The sequence below is a fragment of the Candidatus Bathyarchaeota archaeon genome, assembly GCA_026014735.1.
In the GTDB taxonomy this organism is placed as follows: Archaea; Thermoproteota; Bathyarchaeia; order Bathyarchaeales; family Bathycorpusculaceae; genus Bathycorpusculum.
Map to the genome: position 1 here is coordinate 885765 of JAOZHT010000001.1, position 23811 is coordinate 909575.

Consider the following 23811-nt stretch of genomic DNA (forward strand, 5'->3'; position numbering starts at 1 on the left):
CAGCAATATTTACCTAGCGTTAAGCTGCGCCCAAACCAGTTTTAAGGTTGGTGAGATTTGTCTGCATCTGCTCCAGATAATCCATGTTGTCGGTTTGTCCCAGCATCAGGTACAGTTCAAGGATGGTTACGCTGTGCCCAGTTTGCGCTTGGACTTCGGTTCGGATAGTATTGGCGTATTCACTTGAGTAAACGGGGTCAACGTAGACCACGTAGATTTGTTGCTGCTTCATTTCGCTGACTAATGCGGCTATGGTGGCGGCGCTGGGCTGCTCATCGGCGGATAAACCGATAACGCCATGCTGCTCAAACCCGTAGCGTGAAGCTAAATATCCAAATGCCTCATGAGACACAAAGATTGCGCTCTTATTTGCCTCAGAAAGCCCTGTTTTGTATTCACTGTCTAGCTGCTCAAGTTTTTCTTCTAAACTCTGCCAACGCGATGTATAGTAGCTTTCATGCTCAGGGTCAACTTGGACTAGGGCATTGTAGATTTTTTCTGCCTGCTGCTTTGCCATGTAGGGGCTGACCCATGTGTGGGGATCATAGGCGCCATGGTCATGTTCTTCTTCGGCTGCTTCATGTTCATGCTCATGTTCCTGATTGGCTATAAGAGTTAATCCAGAGGTAGTCTCGACTACGGTTCTGGTTTGGGTATCTGACAAGGCAGGTAATACGTCGTCTTCCATCCAGTGGTCTGCGCCTGCGCCGTTATAGATGATGATGTCTGCGTCTTGGGTAGCGGCGATGTTGGAGGCGGAGGGTTCCCAGTTGTGGATTTCGGTGTTGCTGGGGATAAGTTGGGTTACTTGGACTTGGTCGCCGCCGATTTGCTCGGTCAGGTATGCGAGTGGGTAGAAGGTTGCTACGACTTGGAGTTTGTCTGTTTTGGGGGTGGCTGTGTAGAGGGCGGCGGCTATGGCTGAACCGACGATTGCGATTATGATTATGGCTGCGAGGAAGATTTTTTGTTTGCTGTTCATAGGGACGCTTAAACCGAGGCATTATTAAACATTCTTAAATCATTAATAATAATGGGGGCTATTTCAGCAAAAATTAATAAAAGCTATTAACGTCTACCGTCAATTCTAGCAAGGCGAAAATAATGGTAATCATAAGCCTCTCAATCCCCGACTCCCTCATACAACAAATCGACCAAACCATAAAAGACAAAGGCTTCGTAAGCCGCTCCGAACTCGCACGGCAAGCCCTACGGCTATACCTCACCGAGGATCTAAAACTAGACGACTTAGAAGGCAACGCCGTAGCCACCATAACACTCATCTACAAAGAAAACGCCGACCGACGCCGCCTCCTCGAAACCCAACACGTCTACGGCGGGTTAGTCTCCACCTTTCTCCATGCGCACATCCACCCGGGCTTTTGCTTGGAGGTCATAATTTTAAACGGGCAAGCTGAGCTTATTCGGAAATTCGTCGATAACCTGCGGCAAAACGAGCAAATAATGCAGATAAAAATCTCCGTGCTAACTCAGAAATAGCCAGTTTAGGTGACTGCAAACCAAAAATGGTGTCACCTGTGCTTTTCAGCTATGCATATGAAATAGCTTTTGTCATCCCTTTCAAAAGTAACCTCAAGTCCATTCTCTCTCATCATCTGCTTAAGCCGCTCGATGCTGGGCAAGAAGTCATTCTTTATTTCTACCCCGCCGTTCATGTGGACGCCGTTGATTTTATCGGCTGAATCTGAATGCGCCACTGCCAAGCGCCCCCCCTTCTTTAGTGCCCTAGTCAATATCTGTATGGCTAAGGGCTGGTCGACGAAGTGGGGGAAACAGGAGTAACATACCACTAAATCGAATTCCTCAGAGTAACCCAATCCATATACATCGCAGACATGGAAGCTAACTTTAGGATGGAGGCTTTTGGGGTACTTGGCTTGGGCGGCCTCAATCATCTTCTCCGAATAATCAATCGCCATCACACAGCCGTCTGAGAGGTGTTTTTCGTAGAAGGAAATCATGACACCGGTGCCTGTGCCCACATCTAAAATCTTATCCGACCCTTGAATGGCGAGTAAATCACTTATGTACGCGACTTTTTCGGGGTTATGAATGGTAATTTGATCCCATACCGCTGCTTTTTGGTTGAAGAAGTCTTTTTGTTTCGGATTGATTTTTTTCTGCTCCATTGCTTTCTCTCCTTACATGGGGATTACCACAGGTATCCCTCGGACAGTCTCGACGTAAGCGTCGATGTTGTATACTACCCGAATGTTTCCCGGCGTAATGATTTCGTGTCCGCCGACCGCATAGACGCCGCCGTCCTTCATCAGAATGAACTTGTCGGAGTGACGGAAGGCCAAGTTGAGGTCATGGATAATCATGATGGCGGCCATGTGGTTTTTCTTAACTATGTTTCGGATCAGATGCATTATCATGTGCTGATTGGAGAGGTCCAGGCTGCTTGTGGGCTCATCGAGCAGAATTATCTTGGGCTGCTGAACCAGAACCCTTGCAATCTGCACCAGCTGATACTCGCCCCCGCTGATCTCGTCAACATACTTGAGGGACAATGCATCTAGGCCCAGCAGATGAAGCACTCTGCCCGCCAACCGTATGTCTTTTTCACTTGCATCCCACTCGAAATGCGGCTTGCGCCCCAGCAGCACCGAATCAAACACCGTCGTTTTGGAGGTCTCGCTTTTCTGCGCCACGTACCCGATGTTTTTGGCGATGTCTCTTTTGCTCATCCCATGAAGATCCATGCCCTCGATGGATACTGCGCCAGCGTTTGGCGTGAGCACCTTGCTTATGCATTTAATTAGGGTGGTTTTGCCCACGCCGTTAGGTCCCAAAATCGAGACCACATCGTCTTTTTCTACGGCGAAGGTGACTCCGTCTAGGACTTTTTTGCTGCGGTAAGCAAAGCTGACGCCGTTGACTTCGAAGAACATTACCGCCTATACCTCCTAATCAGCAGGTAGATGAAGAGGGGTCCCCCGAGCATCGAGGTGATGATGCCTACGGGGATGACGGCTGGGTAGAGGATAACTTGGCCGACTGCGTCTGCTATGAGCAGGATGATGGCGCCTATGATAATGGAGAGGGGGATGAGGTAGCGGTGGTCGCTGCCGATTAGCATACGGGCGATGTGGGGCCCAAGCAGCCCTATGAATGCTATGATGCCGAAGAAGGAAACAATCACGGCTGAGAGCACAGCGGTTAATATCATGCCGATGATGCGTTCCCGCTCCGTGTTAACACCTAAGCCTTTGGCGGTGTCTTCCCCTGCGTCGAGGGCATTGTAATCCCAGCGTTTGTAGAAGAAGTAGAGTACCACAGGCAGAAACACCACCAGAATCAGCGTGTTCCATGACCAGGTGGCTTTGCCTAAGTCACCAAACGTCCAGGATACGATGTTGCCCAGCTGCGAATCCGTAGCTATATACTGCATGAAGGATAGCCCCGCGGAAAACATGACGCTTATGGCTACCCCCGCAAGTATCATGGTTTCGGCGCTGACGCGGGTAACTTTGGTGAGCAGCAGGATGGCGCCGGTGGCCAGCAGAGAAAAGGCGAATGCACAGATGGTTGTTACATAGGGGTTGTTGATGGAGACCACGTTGGTTAGGCTGCTGCCGGCTCCCAGAAAGATGATGGCGAAGGAGGCGCCAAAAGCGGCGGCGCTGGAAATCCCCAATGTGAAGGGCGAAGCAAGGGGGTTTCGGAGGATGCACTGCATCACAACGCCTGCGACGGCTAAGCCTGCGCCTGCGGCTAGGGCGCCGACGATGCGGACCATGCGGATGTTCCAGATGGTGCCGCCCATTCCAGAGGTGTCAAAAGTGAAGAGATACTTGATAACGTCTTGGAAAGGTATGTTTATGGGGCCATTCATTGCGGCGACGATAACGCAGATAAATAGCACAAGTACGCCGGCGATGAGGAAAAGGCGTTTGCGTTTCACAAATCCGCGGTATACTTTGGAGATTTGGTTGCCTTCTTTTTGGTTGTCCTCGTAGATGTCGAATGCTTCTTTGTCGCCTTGATGCTTCGATATCGGTTTTCACTCCACGGGTTATGCAACTATCGCAAAAAAAGATGAAAAAGAGGTTAATTAACAAGCACGTTTACAGCGTGACTTTGCTGCATCCGTTGCCTGTCTGGGCAGCCGCTATGTCCTGATAGGTCATGGTGGTGTCGGGATAGAATAGCTGCAGGATTTGGTTTGCTTTATCCTCGAAGTTCCAACTATACTGGTTGCCATTCAAGACTGATGCGACGTAGTAGACGTTGATTAGCTGGTTATCCCAGTTGGTGCCATAGCACTTATACACCATCGTCGAGTAGAGGTTGCCGTCTTTGATTGCTGTAACGCTGCCTAATCCGGTTTTGGCTGCGATGCCCTCGTTGATAGAAGTTACGCATGTACTAACGCCGATGCTGTCGATGAATATGTAGTCGGGGTTTGCGGCTATGAGGGTTTCCAGTGTGATTACGTAGGGTTGGCGGTTAGCGGCAGGCTCAATGGCGTTGGTGACGTTGGAGTAGTCAAAGGGCAGGTAGTTGCCTGAGCCCTTGAGGAAGGATGCTCCACCATAGTAGAACATGCCGCAGGCATATGCACTTTCGCTGCCATCAGCAGGTGCTGAGGTGATGTCGTTGATTAAGCCTGCGATGCCCTCGTTAAGCTGATTTGCCCTGGCCGATTCGCCCAGCAACGTGCCCAGCGAGGTCATTTGGTTATAGAAGGCTTGTCCGAACTCGAGATTGGCGTTGATGACGTAGACGGGGATGCCTGTTTGGGTTTGCAGGGTGTCCGCGGTTGCTGTGTCCTCTGGGAGCGAGGTGATGATGAGGCTGGGGTTGAGCTGCAGGATGGCTTCGGGGGTGTTGGCTATCTGGGGCAGCTTGGAATAGTCGGCTTTGTTGATGAGGTAGTAGGTTTGGTCATCTAAGGTGTTAAAGGTTCCTGCGGGCTCTACTGCCTGGACCTTGTCGGCGGCGTCGAAGTAGGATACCAGCCGCAGCGAGCATGCGCCAACGCAGTAGATTGAATCTATGTTTTCGGGGATATCAACGGTTCTGCCTAATGCGTCGGTGACTGTGGTGGCTGCGGGTTCAGGGGGGGCTTGGTTTTGGGTTAGGACTATGGCTGCGCCTATGGCGGCGACTATCACTATTGCTATCGCCGCAAAGGCGAAGAGTTTGTTTTTTCCCATCTGCTCACTTTCCTTAAATTACCGAGTTGTTACTAATTTTAAGTTGAGTAACACACAATTGGCGAGTGCTAATAAATATTTCTGGAAGCAACAACCCAATATTCAACCCAGACATGGCGAATCTCAAAAATAAGCAAGAAGTGGCGGGCCGAACCGGATTCGAACCAGCGACCTTCTGCACGTCAAGCGCGCCATCAAGACCTAAATTGGGACAAATACAAAGAATGGGTCTACCACAAATACGCCAAAACATGGGCACCAAGCATCATGACCTACAGCAAAAAATACAGCCACATACTCCTAGAAGGAAGCATAAAAGACCTCGACCTAATTCCACCTAAAACCAAGAACACAACTGTAAAATCACTTGTCATTTTATCAAAATACTTAGGAATCCACGAACAGTTCAAAGCTGAACTAAAAAGCTATGGAATCAAACTGTTCAGAGCAGACGCCTTTGGTTCCTTTATGCGCTTGTATACCAACCCTGCCTCAGACCTAATGGAGTGGTACACAAAAGCCTCCTCTGTTCTTAGACCTAACGAAAAGCTGTTCTTCCAATTTCTAAGATTAGCAGGTCTTAGAAAAATCGAAGGAATAGCAGCCTTTAACAAAATAATAGAGCTAAACCAACAAGGCAAACTATCCGAGTACTATAATGAAGAAAAGAGCTTGCTTGAGCATTTCAAGTACAAAGAAGTCTTCTTGCGCGGTACAAAGAACGTCTACATATCGTTCTTACCAAAAGAGCTTGTTCTAAGCGTAGCAGCCAGTGAACCAGTAAGCTATGATGCAATAAAGAAACGACTAAGAAGAGCAAAAATACGCTGCCGAACAAATGAATTAAGAGACTACTTCGGAACCTTCATGGTAAGGAACGGCTTAATCAAAGAAGAGGTTGATCTGTTGCAGGGAAGAATACCGCCGTCAATATTTATCAGGCACTATTGGAGTCCTTCATTTGATGAACTAAAAGAAAGAACCCTCCAAGCCATCATGAGTTTAGGGGAATCAAGTTAGTAAATTATGGCGTGGCAGGATTCACTGCAATTCTGCGCTGTAAACATGCTGTACCTACTCTAACGCTTTCCTTACCGTCCTCCACTGGAAATAGTAACCATAATCGATCAGCTAAATCTTCTACTGTTATACTGTAGATCAAATTTGAGATAAAATATGAGAAGGAAAGCTTCTTTCCACCATTTACAGAAAAATCATAAAGACCATAGAAAGTCTTACAACCATTATCCGATACATTTTCAGGTCGTTTTTCGGACCAATATTTAATGAATATTGAGGACCCCAAAGAAGTATGATTTACATACTTCCCATCTTCACCTAAAGGTTCTAAAGCTTCACTTAAGCGTTCGATTGAAGCATTCCCGTATTCATAAGAAAATACTCCATTAAACTTTAGGCAGTCACCTACCATTTTTGCATTTTCAATAGATTTCCTCAGGATTCCCTCAATTTCATTGTTAGCAATCTTTGTTTTAACCTCAATTATAGCTCTAACACTACTAGATGAAACAATTACTAAAGATCCCTCCGAAAATAAAACAGGCACCCGATTATCGTATATAATTATATCAAGTTGATTAGAAATTTCCATTCGCCCATTGTGAGGGGGTCTTCCTTCAGCTTTTAATATGAAACCAGTACCGACAGACAAGTTTGATGGAAGAAATCGCTTGATAATTTTCGTTAGCACAGCTTCCTTATACCGTCCATCTTCACCCCAATTCGCATTTCCTATAAGATTTCTAACTCGGTCCTTTACCGCTTCTAGCTCTTTAGTGATAGATTCTTGAAATGCTTCTGGGTTAACTTGAACTTCAGCCATTTTTGCACTCTCTGGTTATCGACTGTTTCCGGTTGATTTGTATAAAAGCGTTTGGCTAATTAGGGATTGGTAATTGGTGGATTGCCTAGATTTTTATTATTAATATCTTATGCTAACATCAAGCATACGGGTTAATGTTCGATGTCCCTACCTAATAGTACTAACGCAGTTTCTTCTATCCAGACAATTAGACTTTGGAAAATAGAGAAAGAGAGCCTTAAAGAGATCACCAAATCCAAAGTAGGTTTAGAAGCGAGACTGCAGAGCTGGATTATTTCTGACATTTCCATTATCTCGCCAGATTATCTTGTTATTGGTCGAGAAGTTCCCACAGACTTTGGTGGATACATCGACGTATTATGTATGACTGAAAATGGCGACTTAGTAATAGTGGAATTAAAGCGCGATAAGACACCACGTGAAATTTCAGCTCAAATCTTAGATTACGCTTCTTGGGTTAGGTTTTTGACTGCAGATAAAATTCAAGAAATTGCAGAGAAATATTGCCAACCAAGCCTAATAGAAGTCTACCAAGCCAAGTTCAATCATGATTTACCCTCAATCTTTAATCAAGAACACCAAATGCTTATTGTTGGCTCAGAAATCGATAGCTCGACAGAAAGGATAATTCATTATCTTTCTGAAACCTATGGAGTTCCTATAAATGCCCTGACCTTCAACTACTTCAAAGATGGCGAAAACGAGTATGCAGCAAGGACTTTTTTAATTGAACAAGAAAAAGCAGAAATTGCGCAGATTTCAAGACCATCTAAGAGAACAAGTAATTTAACAATGGAGCAACTTCAAGCTATAGCTGAAGAAAAAGACGTTAATGAGCTATATTACTACCTTGTTGATAGGCTAACACCACTATTTGATTATGTAGGCACTACTAGATCAACCATAGCTTTTGTAGGAAACATACAAGGAATAAACAAAACAATTCTTAGTTTGGTACCTGGCGAAAGTAACGCTCAAGATGGAGTTAAATTCAAAGTTTATCTCAAGAGATTATTAGAATACTTCCGGCTAAGCAAGGAAGAAGCTGAGTCAATTCTACCTAGTAACAAGCAACCTTGGGAATACCAAACAAGTGCAACTGGCGAATATTCTGGTTACGAGGGCTTCTTTAACAAGGCATCTGAAGCAGCCGATTTCATAATAGAACTAGCAAGACGGAAATGATAATGTGATAATGCTATAACCGTAGACGAGTTCCTTTGCGCATATCTTGAGGTGACAGACGATTTTTGGACTCAAACAACTGCCTATACTTAGTAACATCAAACATCCATGCTTCTTGTATTTTGTAGTTTCGGTCGTAAAGTATCCAAATTAGTTTATCCCAATCATAATTTTGTGCTTTGCCAACAAGCGTAACTACGCTCCCCGTTTTGCCGCTTGGCCGGTTAGATTTAACCTGATACCTTTCTTTACCAATACAAAAATCACAACCTTTAGTCACAGCAGTGTCTTCGGTTTTTCTACCTAACCCTATCTTTAGACTCGTTTTAACAAGTTTTGCAGCATCATACTCGGCGATATCACAAGTAATCCGTGGTGCTACAGCAAACCTCTTTTCCCATTCTAACGCTAACTGAACGAGTGTATCCCTAAGTTGATCATCTTCAAGCTCTAAAGGTTTATTTCGCATTTATAATCCTCCTACGTTAAACTGGAAGGTAAAATTTAGCATCTGTCTCCTCTCTTTTCATGCCATCTCTAGGGCACCATTGAATAGGTTTGCTGCCCTTCATTTGCGTTTTTTCCCAACCTCTGTAACCGCATTTAGGGCACTGAGTAAGGGCAAAATATTCACCCGGACGCTTCAAAAGACTTTTAGCACATTCCGGACAGAGAAATTCTTCAGAATTAATTCTGTATCGTGTTGATTTCTTGCAAGCTCTGCAAAATTTTTCCTTTATTGGCGCCTTGAGCATTGCGTTAATCTCCATAATATCCTTCGGAGAGAACGACAAGTTTTCAAATTCCTTGTATTCAGCAATGGCTTTTTTCATTTTTTCCAAAGGTATCGATTGAAGACCAGTTTGTTCCTCGCCATTAAAGCTAGCATTTTGCAATAGTTCTGTAAGATGTCTTTTTAAAAAAGACCTTTCTTGGGGCTGACTATTTACAAGCTTCAATATGATCATTGAAAGGAGCACAAACTGAGGCAAGACATCTAAACTTTCAATGATTTTTAGGAAATGTTTGTTTCCAATTTTGCACTTGAGCTTTTGAAAGTACCCAATTTGATCTCGATAATACCAGTATCGGTTGTTACTTCCAACCAATCGTTTCATCCTTTCGATAATCTCAATAACATTTGATGGGCTCGTATTTTTTCGCAAAATAAACCAAATTATGATTTTTTCAATAAAAATAAAGAAATCAAAGATATCCCTTACTCTTTCTTCGAGATCTTGGTTAACCATTACTTCTTCAGTTAACTCTACAAAGCGTTTCTCGTTTCTGGATAGTATTGTTTTTAAAACATCCGTAGCATCGAGCACAAATCCATCGTATATCTGAGATGAGTCCTCTAATCCTTCTTCACCAGTTCTATGAATAAACCTTGCTCTTGCTTCATCCAAGGTTTCGGCTAGAATTCCAAAATCCAGGAATCTTAAGTAATACAACAACATTGTTGGGATATCGGCTGCGGCATCATCCAACCGATTAAGCAACGTGATAAACCCGGCTCGCCCATGGGTTTTCTCAATTAAGCGTATCTCTCTTTTTCTAGGAAACTTTTCAAGCATTTCGGTTGAAATCCAACGCTTGTTAGAGACTATTTTACAAGAGGCGTCATTCGTTAAAGTGAGTGTTACATAAGCAGATTGTTCACAGTATCGACTAGTTTCTTCACTGAGATTTTCAACGAATTGTCCGTTTTCAGTGATTCTACCGTTAAGAAGTATAGACTTTGTTTTTGAAGGACTGTTAATCTCTACAAAGGCTTTTTCGAATACTTCTTTTGTAGGCTCAAATTCTAAGATAAGCTTACTGCCCTCGAGCCTTGCATCGTCTAAATAGAAATCAGAAGTCTCGCCATTTGACGACATACCTCCAATATTAGGGGTAAGCTCGTTAGGGAAGATTTGTTCTAAAATCAACTCATTATTGTTAAGCAGGTATTGAAAGGCAGTCTTATCCACATTATATTGTAAAAGACTTAATTCGATATTCCCACTATTACTGTTTAACATTAAAGCGTCGCTTGTGCTGTTAGCGCTTCCAGTTAAACAGTAGGTTCCCCTATCTGTTTCAAATATGATCACTTTTGCGTGAATAAACCTATTAGGGCTGCCTTTGAACGAAGCTTTGTATACTTTAAGCTTTTTCTCTTCGTTTGCTAATAGATCAATTACTTCGGTAGGAACATTATACGCTCGGTCAGGTTGTAGATAAAGTTCTATTCGTCCTGAAAAATTACGTGTTATATATTTTAATACGGTCCCAGCTGTGTCAAAGAACGGAGACAAGATTTTAATGGTCCTTACCTCAGTTCCTGATAGTATCTCCTTTGTTTGTTTTAGAATACCGTTGTCAAGATTATGTAATATCCAGTCGGTTCTTTGAGGAATAATTGGCGATTGGTTAAGCCAAGGTACCTGAAGCGTCTTGTTTAAACGGTCAATGTGTTTATCACTTTTTATGTACCCCTTAGTCACTAAACCTTTTAGAAACTCCTTCATTTCAAAGAAGAGAGAAAGTACTGTTTTGTCGTTTTCTGATTGAGTGTATTTTATTAGCGTGAAAATTTCAGCATCTTCTGTTAGACCGTTTTTCGTCATGTTAGCGCTCGAAACTATAAGTGTACCTTCGAATTCTGACGTCATTAAGACAAATTTAGGGTGAAAGAGTCTATGTGAAATGGGCTCAATAAAATAGGAAACGCCAGCATTTTTAGCGCTCTTAAAAGTACTCTCATAATGAGAGCGATCGATTAATGAAATTATTGTACTAGCGTCTTTTGATTGGAATATGTTTAAGAGAACATCCTCAAAAAAAGCACAATCGAATCCATAAGTACCCAGTAGAATATTGTCGAAGTCACTATCAATTTCTTTAAGAGTGGTAATAAATTCTTTATGAATTGGCGGCGACATAGTGATTTCACAATAATAGTTTTTTCAACCAAATCTTTCCATCAATAGTGAGTTCGTGAATTCCGTTGTCAGTTGTAGTTAAGCCTAAGTCATCCAAAATAGACGTGCATGTGCTAAATCGTGAGTTTCTCAATCGTGGTGTGTAGTCTCTATCGAGCCTATAGACACTTCCATCCTCATGGAACCAGGTTTTTGGGAGATTATATAATGAGGAGTTACGTTCTTTTACGTTGTTAATAGTAATCGCCTGAGTAATAATGTAATCATGGGAGATCCAAAAAACAAAATCTTTTAGCGAAAATTGGTTCTCTAGCTTTATGGTTAATTCATTAACGAAACGTGCAACGCCAAGGTCAGTTTTTTCTCTCGACCTATCTTTAGATTGTATAATTAACCATCTCCATGATTCATTTGTTGATGTCAATCTCCAGTAGAATCGCAAGTAAATTAAAAGGAGAACGACAGAAGCCTGCGTTAAGTGCCACACCAAATCAGAGGTGCCTGCTCTAACTTCCTTGTATAGTTCTTGAATTAATGCGCTTTCATTGTATTCTACAAGTAGATTGCATTTCAAGTCAAATTCGAGACTGGTGTTTCTGTCCCATTCGCTTTGGTCCGAGAGGACCGATTTAATTAAGAAGTTAATAATTCTGGTTAGCTGAAGGTCACTTGGTTCTCCTTTAAAGTTAGAAATTATTGATTTATTCAATTCGTCAATTGACTGCTGAGTGTTGAAAAGTGCAACAAACTGCTCTAAAGACAATCCGTCTTTCTTGTTTATGCTCAATTGTTTTAAAAAGCAGCATAGAAAAGTCTCGCAAGCGAAAGAAAAATAGTCGTGCGCTCTAAACTGTTTCCATTTATCAAGAGTGTCTTCCAATGGTTGAGGGCAAGAATAATCCGTAGCATTTTCATCTAAAAGGTATTGCCTAAAGTATAGAATATCTAAAAAGACTTGATCATTAACCCTTTCGTACTTACTTCCAATGCTATCAACAATATGCATTAGCAATGCGAGGGTACGCTGCCTGTCCTTGTTATTACCAAAAAGTATCGCTTCTTCGTTTGTTCCAAGAATTATTTCTCGGAGCATGTTCCTTTCTAAATTGTTCTTTGGGAGCAAACAAAGGCAGCAATTCTCTCCGTAATCATAAAAAACGGATTTAGGTATGCTATCTTTTCCAATAAACTCTGTAAAATACTTAGTCTTTGCTATGTTCTCTTCAAAAGCATTAGCTAAGCGTTCACCTAAGGGAGTGAGTGTATGGCGTAATTGATCTTGGTTAGTTAATCCTAAGTTAAAAATTGATGCTTGATAATAATAGCCGTAACCACCAAGGTCGTTATGTAAGTGTTTAAAGTTTTTAAGGTCAATATTAGATCCGCTATTTCGCCATTTTGGGTTTGAATCCCTTAATCCTTGAATACTTGAGTGACTTTCATCATTATGCATTATGTCGTTATGAGCAATACATGCCATAGTGTATGCTCTTTCACGGTCAAAGAAAGCTACTTGGAAATCCTTGAGAGTTTTTAGTTGTTCTTTTTCTATCACGTTCTTGATTGCCCAAACATAGAACGAATAATAACGAGCTCTAGTGGTTAAAGCCACTATTCCAGTCAGCATATCAGTTGTTATTCGGTCAGCTATCTTATCAAAGCCCAAAGGATCAAGTGTTTGTGAACCAATAGTCATTTGTTTTGTCCAGACTGGATTAAGCGTTGACATGTTAATCCCAATAACTATTTGACAAACCCAAAGTCTCTAAGAATAGCCCATGCATAAGCCGGACGCTCGTCAGCTACTAATCGCCTATAATCCGCTGGTCCTCCAATTACAGTGCCTTGGCTTAGTAGTTCAACTGCTTTTTCTAGATTTTTTCTGCTAACGTATTGCTCTTTAGCAGGAAGGTCTATTATTATTTCCTCCTTAGTTATTTTTAAGACCTTAAATGACTTGCCCGTCTTAGTTTTACTAATAGAATTGCTGCAAAATCTACTTTCAATTACTTTCCAATCTAATTTGGACATAGTCCTTAGTTGCTAGATCGGTAAATAAAGTTTGGTATTATAACTCGAGGTATCGCTAATTTGGCAAGCTTTTTCCTTATTTACCGCTTTCTATTTCGATAGCCTGACTGCTTGTACCATTCTACCCTTAGTGTTCTTAGCCTTGGTATATGAAACAATGTTTGCCAATGATAAAATATCACAAATATGAGGGGCAGTTTTGTACTGGGATAAGGTGCTGTTTCTCCAGATTTCATCTTCCAAGGAACCGACTTCATAAGGTGGTTGCAATTTAGCACCTATAACTACCGCATGTTCCCGATTAGCTTGAAGGTATTCGACTACTCTTTGAAACATCCAAAAATAAAGTGGTAAAGCTGGCCACTTGCTACCAACGAATTCAACCTTAACACGTTCATTATCAACACAAATAATTCTTATGCTGTACCTTCTTCTCCTTGAAAAACCGGCTCTTGGCGATTCGAATTCTTTACCGATATTAGCATTAAGCCATTCCAGAGCCTTTTCTAATAGAATGTCTTGACTCAAGACAAATCACTTACTTACAGTTAGCGCTATACACTTAAGAAGCTAACTAATTGAAATTAGTAAAGCGCACGCTCATTGCAACATACCACTAAAATCATTGTAACCGCTTTGTTGTTTACTAATTTCTAAATCTTAAATAAGCTTCATTTTATGTTTATTCTAAAAATTTAAGCTAATAATAAATTAAAAAAATAGGAAATAGAAAACATCTGGTTAGGGCTTTCCAGAGTTCTCCTTTTCCTCTTTACCTGTTTTCGGGTCGTTGTCTAAACCAATGATTTTAGTATCAATGTAGGATCGGTTTACTATATCTTTGAAATAGGGGCAGGTCGGCATTGAATTATCCATTATGCAGTCGTTTTCTGGGCATTTTTTCCAGTGTTCAATTGTTCCACAGCAATGAAGGGCATGTGCCAAAGCATCATAGGTTCTAATTGTGCCATCTGACATTGTTTTTGTTCTAATCGTCCCCTCAGCTTCACGCTTAGCGATATGCTTCAGCAATTGAAGAACCAGTAAGTGCTGTTCTACGAATGGTTGTGGAGCGAATAGCTTCATTTCTTCCATGAATCGATCTCTTTTTCTGTCATCGTAGTAGGAATGTTCTATTTCAAGCATTATGAATTCATCGAGGAGATCGCTTATCCGCTGCTGATATTGTTTTAAATTGCTTTTATTATTCACCAATCAAACCCCCATCTTCAGCTTCAGCGCTATAGAGCGCGTAAAAGCCATGCTTCGGTTGGTAGATCTGTTTTTCATTCACCATTTGGCTTAGTGTGTTGCTTATCGTTGCAGTGCATACAGAAGTATGGTCGTTAGCGTATCTGTCGATGTCCATATGTTGTTTGGGGCCAGACTTGAGGAGTTCCAATATTAGCTCTTTTACTTCTTCTCGCGGTCGCTTTTTCTTCTTTCGTGAGGTTGTAAAGTCTTCGACAAACCAGGGGTTTACCTTGAACTCAATAAAGTGACCGAGTCGTTTCATTATGAATTCTTCGTCTTCAGCAGTGTACTCAACCTTTTCTAAATTGCTAAAATTATTTTCAACCGCGTTTCTTATGAAAGCGTGAGCTGCCATTTCTCTGAGGATATCACCCCAAGTTCTAACGTTTATGATGTCAGCGAACCGTTTTTTCTCAACTTTGAACTCGTCTTTAATTAGGTCCGATAGCGATTCTATGATTGTTTGTTGAGTGCTTTTTGAAGGCGTATTTAGAGTCTTAACCGAGACCTTGGAAAGCTCAATATTTGTGTGCTTTAGTTTTTGGCGTAGTTCCAAGTCCAGTTTTGTATCCTCCATAAGAATGCTCTTCGCCTGTTCGTCAGAAATTTCATTCTGAACGACATGATATCGGTAGAGGTGGCCGGAAGCTTTTAGGTAAGTGTATGTTCGGTTGTCTATTGGTCGTGTAGCTGCCCAAAATGTCGCTCTTGAGCAGAAGCTTAATTCACCTTTGCAGGGGTCATAAAGAATCCCTTGTTCTCGTAAGGCACTTATTTTTTTAGCTGGGAACTCTTCTTGGCTTAATTTTATCAGGTGTCTGCTAACTTGCCCATTTTCCATGATGGTGTTGAGAACGTTTACTTTGTCGCGCATTTGGGTACTTGAGCCAAGAAAGCTTGTTAATTCGTCGATTTTTGCTATGTCTGTATCGACAAAGAGTGGTGGTGTTATGTGTGTTCCATCATTGCTAATGCTACCAAACAAGACCTCGGTACTGCACCCACTAACGTTTTCGATTTTGTAGCTTTCAGGAATGCATTTGATGAACTCGTCGATGCTTGTGCTCTTTAGGTAACCTTGGTCTCGGTATAATAATACGTGCTGATTTGTTCGTATCGTTGGGTTGTTGCTGAATCTTGGAAGTCTTGTAGTTGCAAAAGATAGTTCGAGTTCCATAAATGTCTCTGCGCCTATTTCGCCAGCGATTTTCCGTCCGTGCTCTTGGGCAATGTCTAGGGGATTTTGAGAAACATCAGATGCCATTGTTATCCTCTCGTCCGTTATTTGCAAATTTTTTGCAACACCTCAACCATTCTACTTCGGATCGTCCGAGTTCATAGAAATCAAGAGCGAAGTCGATTGCTTGTGCAATATCCACTTGGCCACTAAAATCGGCCACAAGTTCCCTACAATCCACCATTTTATTATGATGCTGAAGCCTTACTCTTACAGCAATTGTTTCTCCCTCTGCTATAACTTTAACCTCACAATCTCGCCTGTCTTTCCAAATAAGCTCCGATTGCTTAAGGGCTTCAGCGTTTTCTTTTGCTTCTTGTTCTTTATTTAACGTTTTTTAATTCACCTTAGCTGACGAATGGTTTAAAAAATATATCATCATTAAGCCAAGAGTCCCTTGGAAGTCCGGCATAATGGCACGCAATAATTTGATAGATAAAAAAGCGATTATCATTATGAAAGCACTTGCATTGAATGGTTTCGCGTCAAAGTATACACTTGCTGGCAGATCAAGCGGAAAAACCAAGGCTGGAATAACCGAAATACCACGATCAACAATACTTGAAAGATTAAGCATTCTCTGTGACAACGGGTACGTGAAAAAATGCGGACAGCAAACCAAGCCACCTAGCAGCCCAGGAAGGCCAAAAACACAAAAAAATTCTCTACAAATCAAGCACGAGAATGTTGATTTATATTGTCTAACTTGGCGCGGGCTCGAACGCATCTTTATGGCGGATCGAGAAGTAAGGCAAAAATGGGGTACGGTGCAGCAGTATTATCCAAATGAGACATTCAATCCGTGGTTTAGCTTTGCGTCCGAATGGGAAAACAATCAAAAGCTTAGTCAAATCTTTCCACTAAAAATAAAATACTGTTTATCACCAACAAATCACTATAAACCAAGTGCAAGTCTTTTTGTTGAAAGCATTATTTTCTCCACCGCTAAAGAAGGGATATTCACGGAGGGACTCTCTGAAGCTATTGGTTTAATCGGCAAATACGATGATAGGCTAGACTTTGACTTGAAGCGTGTGCTTAACAAAGTAATACCAGTTTACCAAACGGTAGTTCAGCAGGGTAATAAGTTTAAAGAGATACTCCATTCCTATCCGCAACTTTCTAGCAAATTTGAAAAAACAAATTAGCTTTTGACTGTTAGTCGCTTACTTCAAGACCACCCGATTTCTCAAAAAAACGCTTTCCATATACCAGCGATAATTTGGTTTTTATCTTCTATTTTCTATTTTTAGATTTTAGTGTCCTTACTTGACCTTCCATTGTGTCGTATTTAATCAGTTTTTTTTGATGATTAAAATGAGTGAGATAGAAAGTATTGAACGTAAGTTAAAGATTCTAAACTTGAATAAATGTCTGAATTGCGCCGTTTTTTCTTCTTGCGAGGAGCCATTAAAAGAAGACGTCGCCGAATGCGAGTTGTTTGATGAATTGCCCGATAAAATGCAGGTTATAATTACTAAGCTGGTCGAATAGTCATGAATAGAAGCAACATTGTGCTGAGACAGAAGAAAAGCATGTTAGAGCGGTGTATAAACTGCTTAAATCTCGATAAATGCTGTTTAGCCAACAAATGCACTGCTGTCTGTCAAGAGTTTACTTCTGTTGCTTTGGTTGACCGTCTAATTTTTGTTAATTTGTTAGAGTTTAGCAGAAACTAACCAAAGGTGTTTTTATGGGAAAAACTAAAACAAGCTTCGAGCGTTTCCTAAGGGCAAGTTTAGAGAATCGACTCGTGTTAACAACAAGGCAGATTCAGCTAATTCAGCCAAAAATTACTTCATATGAGGTAGAAGAAGCAATAAGCAAAGCTAAATGGCACATCTTTGAGGAAAAAGCCCAAAACGGAGTAACAACCTACACGCTTATTGACCCGAGTTTTATTTGCACCTGTGGACAGCAGCCGATTCATTGGCATGAGGATAAAGCTTGTTGTGGGTCTGATGATTGCTGTCCTGAAGCGCAGTGTCCTGATGTTGATGTTGAAATCGCGTGGAATATCGGTAAAGTAAGGCAGATGCTAGAACAAAGGCGCATTGTTAACCAGTAAATAAGCTCTATCGTGCACTTTACTTTTTCACCTCTTGTACGCAGCGATGCTTATTCATAAATTTCCGGATATTCAGACGGTTAGCAAATTAGTAAACAAACCAAAAAATTCTTAAGCCCACGCCACACCGCTAACTAAGCGGTAACATTGCCTGATAACAAAATTAGTGAGATGATAGGCAAGAAACTTGGCATAGAAGTCATTATGCCAAAACTATGGCCCCACCAAAGAGAGGCCTTATCTACAATAGACCGATATTTAAAGGACTTTAAGCGCGCAGAAGACGGATCAGCACTTATTCGTATGCCAACAGGTACCGGTAAGAGTGGTGTGATAGCAGTACTATCCCAGTATTCTTGGCAAGGATCAGTTTTAATACTTGAGCCATGGGAGGCAGTGCGAACCCAGCTGCGATATGAGATCGGTGATGATTTTTGGGAAAAAATTGGTTATGGCGATGCTATTCAACCAAAAGTTGTTCGAGAATTTACACCTTCAACAATCGAAGAAACCCTGACTCAAACCAAAGGCAAAGATGCCATTTTTTTATGTAACATACAGACGCTAAATGAAATTTATGCCAACAAAAATAAGGATAAGAAATATAATGAATTAGGAAGTAGGATTAGTCTAGTCATTTTTGATGAAGGGCACCGTGAACCAGCTCCCGAGTGGGGAAAAGCCGCCAGGAGTTTCAACGTTCCTGTAGTATTGTTAACTGCAACACCTTATAGAAACGACCATAGAATGTTCAATGTAAATCCTAACTTCATGTACATTTATCCTTATCAAAGAGCGCTTAAGGAAAATTATATAAGAGATATTAAATTTCAAGGCTTGAAATGGAGTTCAGCAGAAGAATTTGTCTCTGAGTTAGTAAAGTTTTATAATGGCCCAGAATTTGCTGCCGTTAAATCGCAAGTAAAAAAATCCTTAGGTAAAGAAGCCCGTGTTATCGTTAGATGTGAAAGCGGTGAAGCAGTACGTCTCATTGCTAATTTGTTAAATCAAACTGGCGTCAGCGCTATAGGAATTCATGATATCTTTTGCAGGAGCGGTTTTCTCTACAAGAACGTTCCTCGACCTGACAAGACAGATGCAATCTTTTGGGTACACGAAAGTAAAGTAATGGAAGGAATTGATGATCCCTCTTTTTCCCTTCTGGGAATCTATCAACCATTTAACAATGCACGGTCAGTAATCCAGCAAATAGGCCGGATAACACGAAATGCTCAATGCGTGCCAAACCAAACAGTATATGTATTAAATAATATCTTTGATGGTACGCAGAAAGCTTTTTGGGAAAACTACCTTGCGTATGAATATAGCTTTGAGGAAAACCCGCCTCTCTATGAGCGTAGGTCAAGGTATGACTTAAGCGTAAATATTCAACCAAATTATTGGTACATTGATGGCGATTTCAGAAAGAGAATTGACGTAGATTCTGAAAATGTTCATGAGTTCTTCCGTTTTCCTTTTTCTGCGAATTGTTACATAGCTAAAGACAACTTTAGTTTTGATGACTTAAAAGAAGCGATTGAGAGTGAATGGGAACGTTCAGATGTTGAAATCAGAAAGATTACACGCCCTGAAATGGATACTCTGTTTGTGGCATATGTTTGGGCTTATAATTCGCCCGTATTGTTAAAAGGGTCTTACATAGAATTCCACCTGGGCTTTACTGTTTGTAAGAAAGTTGGCAAGTACATTTTTTTCTATGATTCAAATGGGCTTTCAAGCAAATACTTATCCAAAACAACCAAGCGGGTAGGGCCTGACATACTAGAAGGCCTTTTTACAAACGACGGAAAAATAAACGAATTATCGCTATTTAACAGTGACTTGAGCTCTAGCAGTTTTAGGCGACGAACGATCGAAGCTTATTCAATATCTGAAATTTCGCCTAATCTCAGCGATTTTTATTGTTTTCCTACGACTTCAAGAGGCTACACTAATTTTGACTCCAAATTTACTAGAAGATATGTTGGACTTTCAAGAGGAAGAATTACCGACTCATCTTCTTCAGATATTTCATACGAAGAGTATTGCGAATGGCTAAAAAAGATAGAGACGGCGCTTATTAACATCGAAAGCAATTTGAAAAATCAACCGAAATTATTGTCCGTTTTTGATAGATATGCAAAGTTCATAGACGTCTCAGGTAATCCAGAGCCACTTAGTATTTTGATAGATTTTGGCGAAGCTCTCGACTATTTTGAAACAAAACACCCTGAAGGACAAAAGGGGCAGCCATTGGATTCACCAAATCTTCATTGTGAAATCTTGAATCGCAAATTTCCATTTGAAGCAAATTCAGTGAATTATACTATTGATATCAATTACGATGAAAAGCGTAAACGATACCGATTAGAGTGCCGCTCTCTTGATTTGGCTTACGTTCCTAAAGAAAATAACCCTAAAATTGGTAATAGTATCATTGGTTATCTTAACAGAGAGCAATGCTTCCGCATCGTATTTGATGTTCCAGAACTTGTTTATGCCCACTCCAATTTCTATAAACCAAATATACCGATTGGAGGCGTGCTTTCCGGTGGCATTGATCTCCTTAAAATCCTTAAACCTCTAAAGATACTAAAAGAAATTAAAAGTGAAAAGGGTACTGCTGTCGTTAATTACAAAGGACGATCGACGTGGGAAGAGAATTCTCTTTTTGGGTTCATAGACCGATTTGATGAGTACGAAGAGCTGAAAGAACTGCATAAGATCGATCTGCTTGTTTGCGATGACATGGGACGTGAAATTGCTGATTTTATAGCTCTCGATGAGAATAACAAACGGGTGATACTTATTCATGCAAAGGCTGAGGGTCCCCACAAAGTATCGGCGTCTGCTCTTCAAACAGTATTTGGTCAAGTAAAGAAAAATTTGGCTTTTTTACAACCCATGAATGTTCAAACGCCTCCAAATTTAGCTCTATGGTCTGGTCAGTGGAGTTGTAATAAAGTAGCCGGTATTGTGGATAGTCGTATTAGAAAAGGCACTGGGGAACCGGAAGAACTATGGAAGAGGATCACGAAGGTTGTTAGAGACCCGTCGTCAACTAGGGAGGTTTGGGTTCTTCTTGGTGACGAATTTTCTTATACTGAATTTGAGAAAAAGAGAAATGCTAAAAAGCCTTCACCTGAGATTCTTCAAATAGAGTTTCTTATCCTTTCAACTTGGCAAGCTATTTCTGAAGTCGGTGCCAAGTTTAGTATTTTGTGCTCTTCATGATTGTTTTTTAATTGGTATTGGAAAGCGGTAGTGCAACAATGCGTGCAGGATTAACACATTTAATTTAGGATATCTACCATCAGCATGGTTGTTGGATGTTGAAAAAATAATCTAACGTTTAACCTAAAAAGATCGCGTTTGGCTTGACTTTCGATGAACTTATTAAAAAGATAATTCCTTATCGTATAAAAGTGAAGCAAACGATGTCTAGTAAGAGTCCTTTCCGGCGAATTGAATCAAGAACAGCCCAGTCTTGCGATATAGAGTCATTATTTAAGGATCTAAAAAATAGGTCGCCAGATATAAAGGAATTATTTGCACCACAAGCGGATGTCTTAAGAGATTATCAAAAGAGCTATATCAAGGCCAAAGATGTTAGCATCGAGCTTCCAACCGGTTCAGGTAAAACACTTGTAGGTTTGCTGATTGCTGAGTACCGGCGAAGAATTTTAAGGGAGCGAATTTTATACCTTTGTCCAACAAAACAGTTAGCGTATCAAGTTGGAAAAAAATCAGAGGAATACTCCATTCCAGCCAAAGTTCTGGTTGGCCGAAGGCGGGATTTTAATCCGATAGATGTGTCGTCCTATCGGTCGGGAAAATCAGTTGCAATCTCAACATACAGTGGATTGTTTAATTCTAATCCCGAATTTGATGACGCCCAAACTATTATCTTAGATGACTCACATGGCGGTGAGGGCTATATATCCTCGCCTTGGTCAATTACGATCAATAGAAGAGATTCTCCAAACTTATATCAGAATTTCTTATCAAAATTCGATAATGACTTACCGAGCCTAACAATACTCTATGGCTCTGATACCCATGGAAAGTCACCAAAGGTTGACATGATACCTTATGCAATTTTTTTTAAAAGAATAGATGAAATAAAAGAACTCTTTGAGAGCAATCTGTCGCCGGACATAGATCCTTCAAATTATTATGCTTGGCAATCTATCAAGGACAGCCTGCATGCCTGTCAGGCATATATTTCATGCGACCAGCTGTTAATTCGACCATATATTTCGCCCACCCTTACACACAAACCATTTGATAATGCAAATCAACGAATCTATATGTCCGCTACTTTAGGGAGCGGGGGTGAGCTTGAAAGAATTACGGGTATCAACCATATTGAGAGAATACCCACCCCCAAAATTTACCTTAAACATGGAATCGGTCGTAGGCTATTTTTGTTCCCTGATTTAATAAAAGAGAGTTCTGAGTACGAACCTTGGCTTGTTGCATTAATCGGTTCATCGCAAAGAACTTTGGCGCTCTGCCCAACAGGTAAGGCCTTGAGAAATTTAGAGCAAGTTTTGCAAAGTAGTAATAAACAACTGTCGATTTTGGAAGCCATCAACGTCGAAAACTCTATTGAGCCTTTTTCGGAGTCAAAGGACGTTGTTTTGGCACTGACGAACCGATATGATGGCATTGATCTACCAAGTAAGAAGTGTAGCTTGCTTGTAATGTACGGTCTTCCTACTGGAACAAATCTTCAAGAATCCTTCTTAGAAGATAAGTTGGGTTTGGATGTTCTCTTAAGGGAAAGGGTAAAGACAAGGATCGCTCAAGGGGTAGGTCGTTGTACCAGAAGTGCAACTGACCAGTCATTAATTGTTATGGTTGGGAAACGGTTACTTGATTTCTGTAACAAACGGGAGAATCAGCTTCTATTCAATAATGAAATTAGAGGGGAGCTTGATTATGTGCTTGGATTAGAAATCAAAGAAATTGATGATCTTAATTCAATGATAAAATCTTTCTACGATAAAGACTCTGATTGGGGTGTCGCCGAAGAAGCAATTGCTGAAATACGTGACTCCAATGAACAGCCGGATACTAAAATAACCGATATTCTTTCTTCTTGTGTTGCAAATGAGGTTAACTTTTCTTATGATCTATGGTTTGGCCGCTTTAAGGACGCTGTAGAGAGAGGGATAGCAATAACTGACAAATTAACTGACCCCCGGCTCTCTTCGTATAGGGCTTTTTGGTATTACTTAACAGCTTGCGCGGCTTTTGCTGCTTCCAAGGAAAACAAATATTATTCGAAAATTGCTGAAAAGCACATGAGCGATGCTATTAGTGCTTGCAAAACTGTATCATGGTTCGCTGGGGCATTGAAATCCATGTTACCATCCGATAAAGTACGGTCAGTTGCAAGCGAACTTGAAACGCTCGCCATTGAAGGAATTGCTGATACTTTAAAGGAATTGGGTGTCGCGGGACATGGGATTCCGAGAAAATTAGGTGTAGTCGGAAAGCTACTAAGTGAAAAGAACCATTCAAAATTCGATAGTGGTATGGCGGAGCTTGGCCTTTTGTTAGGTTTTAATTCATGGAAGACAGACGCTCAAGCAACACCCGATTGTATTTGGCAGCTAGGGGACGAGATTGCATATCTCTTTGAAGGCAAATCTGAGGCTAAACCAGAAAACGCTATTTCAGTTGACGATTGTAGGCAAGCTAGTGGGCATTTGAAGTGGGCGAGCGTTCAACCAGAATTGAAGAACTGTAAGGCTGTAAGAAGCATACTTGTAACCCCTCGGACTATCATAGATAAAAATGCCGTGCCACATGCGAACAATCTGTACTTTATGACTCCATCTGACATGCTATCGCTTTTTGGGAAAACAAAAAATTTGATCACTTGCATTCGAGGAGTTATGACTAATGAGTTTGATGAGGAGTTTAAAGAAAAAATTCTATCCGAGTTAGTCCAGAATGATTTGACGCCCAAGGCAATCCAAGCATTCCTGCAAAATAAGCCAATAGAAGCATTAAAAACGACTTAACGTTGAGGCGAAATCAAAATATTTCGTAATTATGCTATACGATAACTT

Annotated in this window: 20 protein-coding genes; 7 read left to right on the plus strand and 13 right to left on the minus strand. The window is 41.1% G+C overall.

Features of this window, described 5'->3' with window-relative positions:
* Window positions 1-19 precede the first annotated feature (19 nt).
* Window positions 20-982: a zinc ABC transporter substrate-binding protein gene (locus NWE93_04620; GenBank protein ID MCW3999500.1), complete on the minus strand. Its 963-nt coding sequence runs from the start codon at window positions 980-982 to the stop codon at window positions 20-22.
* Window positions 983-1104: 122 nt separating this feature from the next.
* Between NWE93_04620 and NWE93_04625 the strand changes: the two genes are divergently transcribed.
* The gene (locus NWE93_04625; GenBank protein ID MCW3999501.1) at window positions 1105-1500 is read left to right on the plus strand and encodes a CopG family ribbon-helix-helix protein; all 396 of its coding nucleotides are present in this window, start codon (window positions 1105-1107) and stop codon (window positions 1498-1500) included.
* Window positions 1501-1532: 32 nt separating this feature from the next.
* Here the strand turns inward: NWE93_04625 and NWE93_04630 are convergent, their stop codons facing one another.
* From NWE93_04630 to NWE93_04645, 4 genes are all read right to left on the minus strand, one after another.
* Window positions 1533-2150 (minus strand): class I SAM-dependent methyltransferase, encoded by a 618-nt coding sequence (locus tag NWE93_04630; protein ID MCW3999502.1) that lies wholly within the window; start codon window positions 2148-2150, stop codon window positions 1533-1535.
* A 12-nt stretch (window positions 2151-2162) separates the two neighbouring features.
* Complete coding sequence (locus tag NWE93_04635; protein MCW3999503.1) at window positions 2163-2915, minus strand: ABC transporter ATP-binding protein; 753 nt, start codon at window positions 2913-2915, stop codon at window positions 2163-2165.
* A complete protein-coding gene (locus tag NWE93_04640; protein MCW3999504.1) occupies window positions 2915-3928 on the minus strand; it encodes an iron ABC transporter permease in 1014 nt (337 codons plus the stop codon). Before NWE93_04640 ends, NWE93_04635 begins: the two co-directional genes overlap by 1 nt.
* A gap of 163 nt (window positions 3929-4091) precedes the next feature.
* Window positions 4092-5183, minus strand: a complete 1092-nt coding sequence (locus NWE93_04645) for an ABC transporter substrate-binding protein (protein MCW3999505.1) — start codon at window positions 5181-5183, stop codon at window positions 4092-4094.
* Between the two features lie 267 nt (window positions 5184-5450).
* Between NWE93_04645 and NWE93_04650 the strand changes: the two genes are divergently transcribed.
* Entirely contained in the window at window positions 5451-6203 is a 753-nt protein-coding gene (locus NWE93_04650; GenBank protein ID MCW3999506.1) for an integrase, read from the plus strand.
* 4 nt (window positions 6204-6207) lie between these two features.
* Here NWE93_04650 and NWE93_04655 read toward each other — a convergent pair whose 3' ends face one another.
* A complete protein-coding gene (locus NWE93_04655) occupies window positions 6208-7026 on the minus strand; it encodes a hypothetical protein (protein ID MCW3999507.1) in 819 nt (272 codons plus the stop codon).
* Window positions 7027-7167: 141 nt separating this feature from the next.
* Here NWE93_04655 and NWE93_04660 point away from each other — a divergent pair, with 141 nt between their 5' ends.
* The gene (locus tag NWE93_04660; GenBank protein ID MCW3999508.1) at window positions 7168-8211 is read left to right on the plus strand and encodes an endonuclease NucS; all 1044 of its coding nucleotides are present in this window, start codon (window positions 7168-7170) and stop codon (window positions 8209-8211) included.
* A 13-nt stretch (window positions 8212-8224) separates the two neighbouring features.
* Here NWE93_04660 and NWE93_04665 read toward each other — a convergent pair whose 3' ends face one another.
* The 7 genes from NWE93_04665 to NWE93_04695 form a co-directional block, all read right to left on the minus strand.
* On the minus strand, window positions 8225-8680 hold the full coding sequence (locus NWE93_04665; protein MCW3999509.1) for a hypothetical protein: 456 nt from the start codon (window positions 8678-8680) through the stop codon (window positions 8225-8227).
* 16 nt (window positions 8681-8696) lie between these two features.
* On the minus strand, window positions 8697-11138 hold the full coding sequence (locus NWE93_04670; GenBank protein MCW3999510.1) for a hypothetical protein: 2442 nt from the start codon (window positions 11136-11138) through the stop codon (window positions 8697-8699).
* A gap of 7 nt (window positions 11139-11145) precedes the next feature.
* A complete protein-coding gene (locus tag NWE93_04675; GenBank protein ID MCW3999511.1) occupies window positions 11146-12867 on the minus strand; it encodes a hypothetical protein in 1722 nt (573 codons plus the stop codon).
* Between the two features lie 14 nt (window positions 12868-12881).
* Window positions 12882-13169 (minus strand): hypothetical protein, encoded by a 288-nt coding sequence (locus tag NWE93_04680; GenBank protein MCW3999512.1) that lies wholly within the window; start codon window positions 13167-13169, stop codon window positions 12882-12884.
* Window positions 13170-13259: 90 nt separating this feature from the next.
* Entirely contained in the window at window positions 13260-13697 is a 438-nt protein-coding gene (locus NWE93_04685) for a hypothetical protein (GenBank protein ID MCW3999513.1), read from the minus strand.
* A 213-nt stretch (window positions 13698-13910) separates the two neighbouring features.
* The gene (locus NWE93_04690) at window positions 13911-14381 is read right to left on the minus strand and encodes a hypothetical protein (GenBank protein ID MCW3999514.1); all 471 of its coding nucleotides are present in this window, start codon (window positions 14379-14381) and stop codon (window positions 13911-13913) included.
* Window positions 14374-15714 carry a hypothetical protein gene (locus NWE93_04695; protein MCW3999515.1) on the minus strand — a complete coding sequence of 447 codons (1341 nt, stop codon included), beginning with the start codon at window positions 15712-15714 and terminating at the stop codon, window positions 14374-14376. The genes NWE93_04690 and NWE93_04695 overlap by 8 nt, the downstream gene beginning before the upstream one ends.
* 359 nt (window positions 15715-16073) lie before the next feature.
* Here NWE93_04695 and NWE93_04700 point away from each other — a divergent pair, with 359 nt between their 5' ends.
* From NWE93_04700 to NWE93_04715, 4 genes are all read left to right on the plus strand, one after another.
* The gene (locus tag NWE93_04700) at window positions 16074-16808 is read left to right on the plus strand and encodes a hypothetical protein (GenBank protein ID MCW3999516.1); all 735 of its coding nucleotides are present in this window, start codon (window positions 16074-16076) and stop codon (window positions 16806-16808) included.
* A 545-nt stretch (window positions 16809-17353) separates the two neighbouring features.
* On the plus strand, window positions 17354-17728 hold the full coding sequence (locus tag NWE93_04705) for a hypothetical protein (GenBank protein MCW3999517.1): 375 nt from the start codon (window positions 17354-17356) through the stop codon (window positions 17726-17728).
* A gap of 147 nt (window positions 17729-17875) precedes the next feature.
* Window positions 17876-20962: a DEAD/DEAH box helicase family protein gene (locus tag NWE93_04710; protein ID MCW3999518.1), complete on the plus strand. Its 3087-nt coding sequence runs from the start codon at window positions 17876-17878 to the stop codon at window positions 20960-20962.
* A gap of 143 nt (window positions 20963-21105) precedes the next feature.
* Window positions 21106-23763 (plus strand): DEAD/DEAH box helicase family protein, encoded by a 2658-nt coding sequence (locus tag NWE93_04715; protein MCW3999519.1) that lies wholly within the window; start codon window positions 21106-21108, stop codon window positions 23761-23763.
* Window positions 23764-23811 lie beyond the last annotated feature (48 nt).

What these genes read in the sequence shown, in the direction of transcription:
- NWE93_04620 (MCW3999500.1), bottom strand. Translation starts at nt 982, where the DNA reads ATGAACAGCAAACAAAAAATCTTCCTCGCAGCCATAATCATAATCGCA.
- NWE93_04625 (MCW3999501.1), top strand. Translation starts at nt 1,105, where the DNA reads ATGGTAATCATAAGCCTCTCAATCCCCGACTCCCTCATACAACAAATC.
- NWE93_04630 (MCW3999502.1), bottom strand. Translation starts at nt 2,150, where the DNA reads ATGGAGCAGAAAAAAATCAATCCGAAACAAAAAGACTTCTTCAACCAA.
- NWE93_04635 (MCW3999503.1), bottom strand. Translation starts at nt 2,915, where the DNA reads ATGTTCTTCGAAGTCAACGGCGTCAGCTTTGCTTACCGCAGCAAAAAA.
- NWE93_04645 (MCW3999505.1), bottom strand. Translation starts at nt 5,183, where the DNA reads ATGGGAAAAAACAAACTCTTCGCCTTTGCGGCGATAGCAATAGTGATA.
- NWE93_04650 (MCW3999506.1), top strand. Translation starts at nt 5,451, where the DNA reads ATGACCTACAGCAAAAAATACAGCCACATACTCCTAGAAGGAAGCATA.
- NWE93_04655 (MCW3999507.1), bottom strand. Translation starts at nt 7,026, where the DNA reads ATGGCTGAAGTTCAAGTTAACCCAGAAGCATTTCAAGAATCTATCACT.
- NWE93_04660 (MCW3999508.1), top strand. Translation starts at nt 7,168, where the DNA reads ATGTCCCTACCTAATAGTACTAACGCAGTTTCTTCTATCCAGACAATT.
- NWE93_04665 (MCW3999509.1), bottom strand. Translation starts at nt 8,680, where the DNA reads ATGCGAAATAAACCTTTAGAGCTTGAAGATGATCAACTTAGGGATACA.
- NWE93_04670 (MCW3999510.1), bottom strand. Translation starts at nt 11,138, where the DNA reads ATGTCGCCGCCAATTCATAAAGAATTTATTACCACTCTTAAAGAAATT.
- NWE93_04675 (MCW3999511.1), bottom strand. Translation starts at nt 12,867, where the DNA reads ATGTCAACGCTTAATCCAGTCTGGACAAAACAAATGACTATTGGTTCA.
- NWE93_04680 (MCW3999512.1), bottom strand. Translation starts at nt 13,169, where the DNA reads ATGTCCAAATTAGATTGGAAAGTAATTGAAAGTAGATTTTGCAGCAAT.
- NWE93_04700 (MCW3999516.1), top strand. Translation starts at nt 16,074, where the DNA reads ATGGCACGCAATAATTTGATAGATAAAAAAGCGATTATCATTATGAAA.
- NWE93_04705 (MCW3999517.1), top strand. Translation starts at nt 17,354, where the DNA reads ATGGGAAAAACTAAAACAAGCTTCGAGCGTTTCCTAAGGGCAAGTTTA.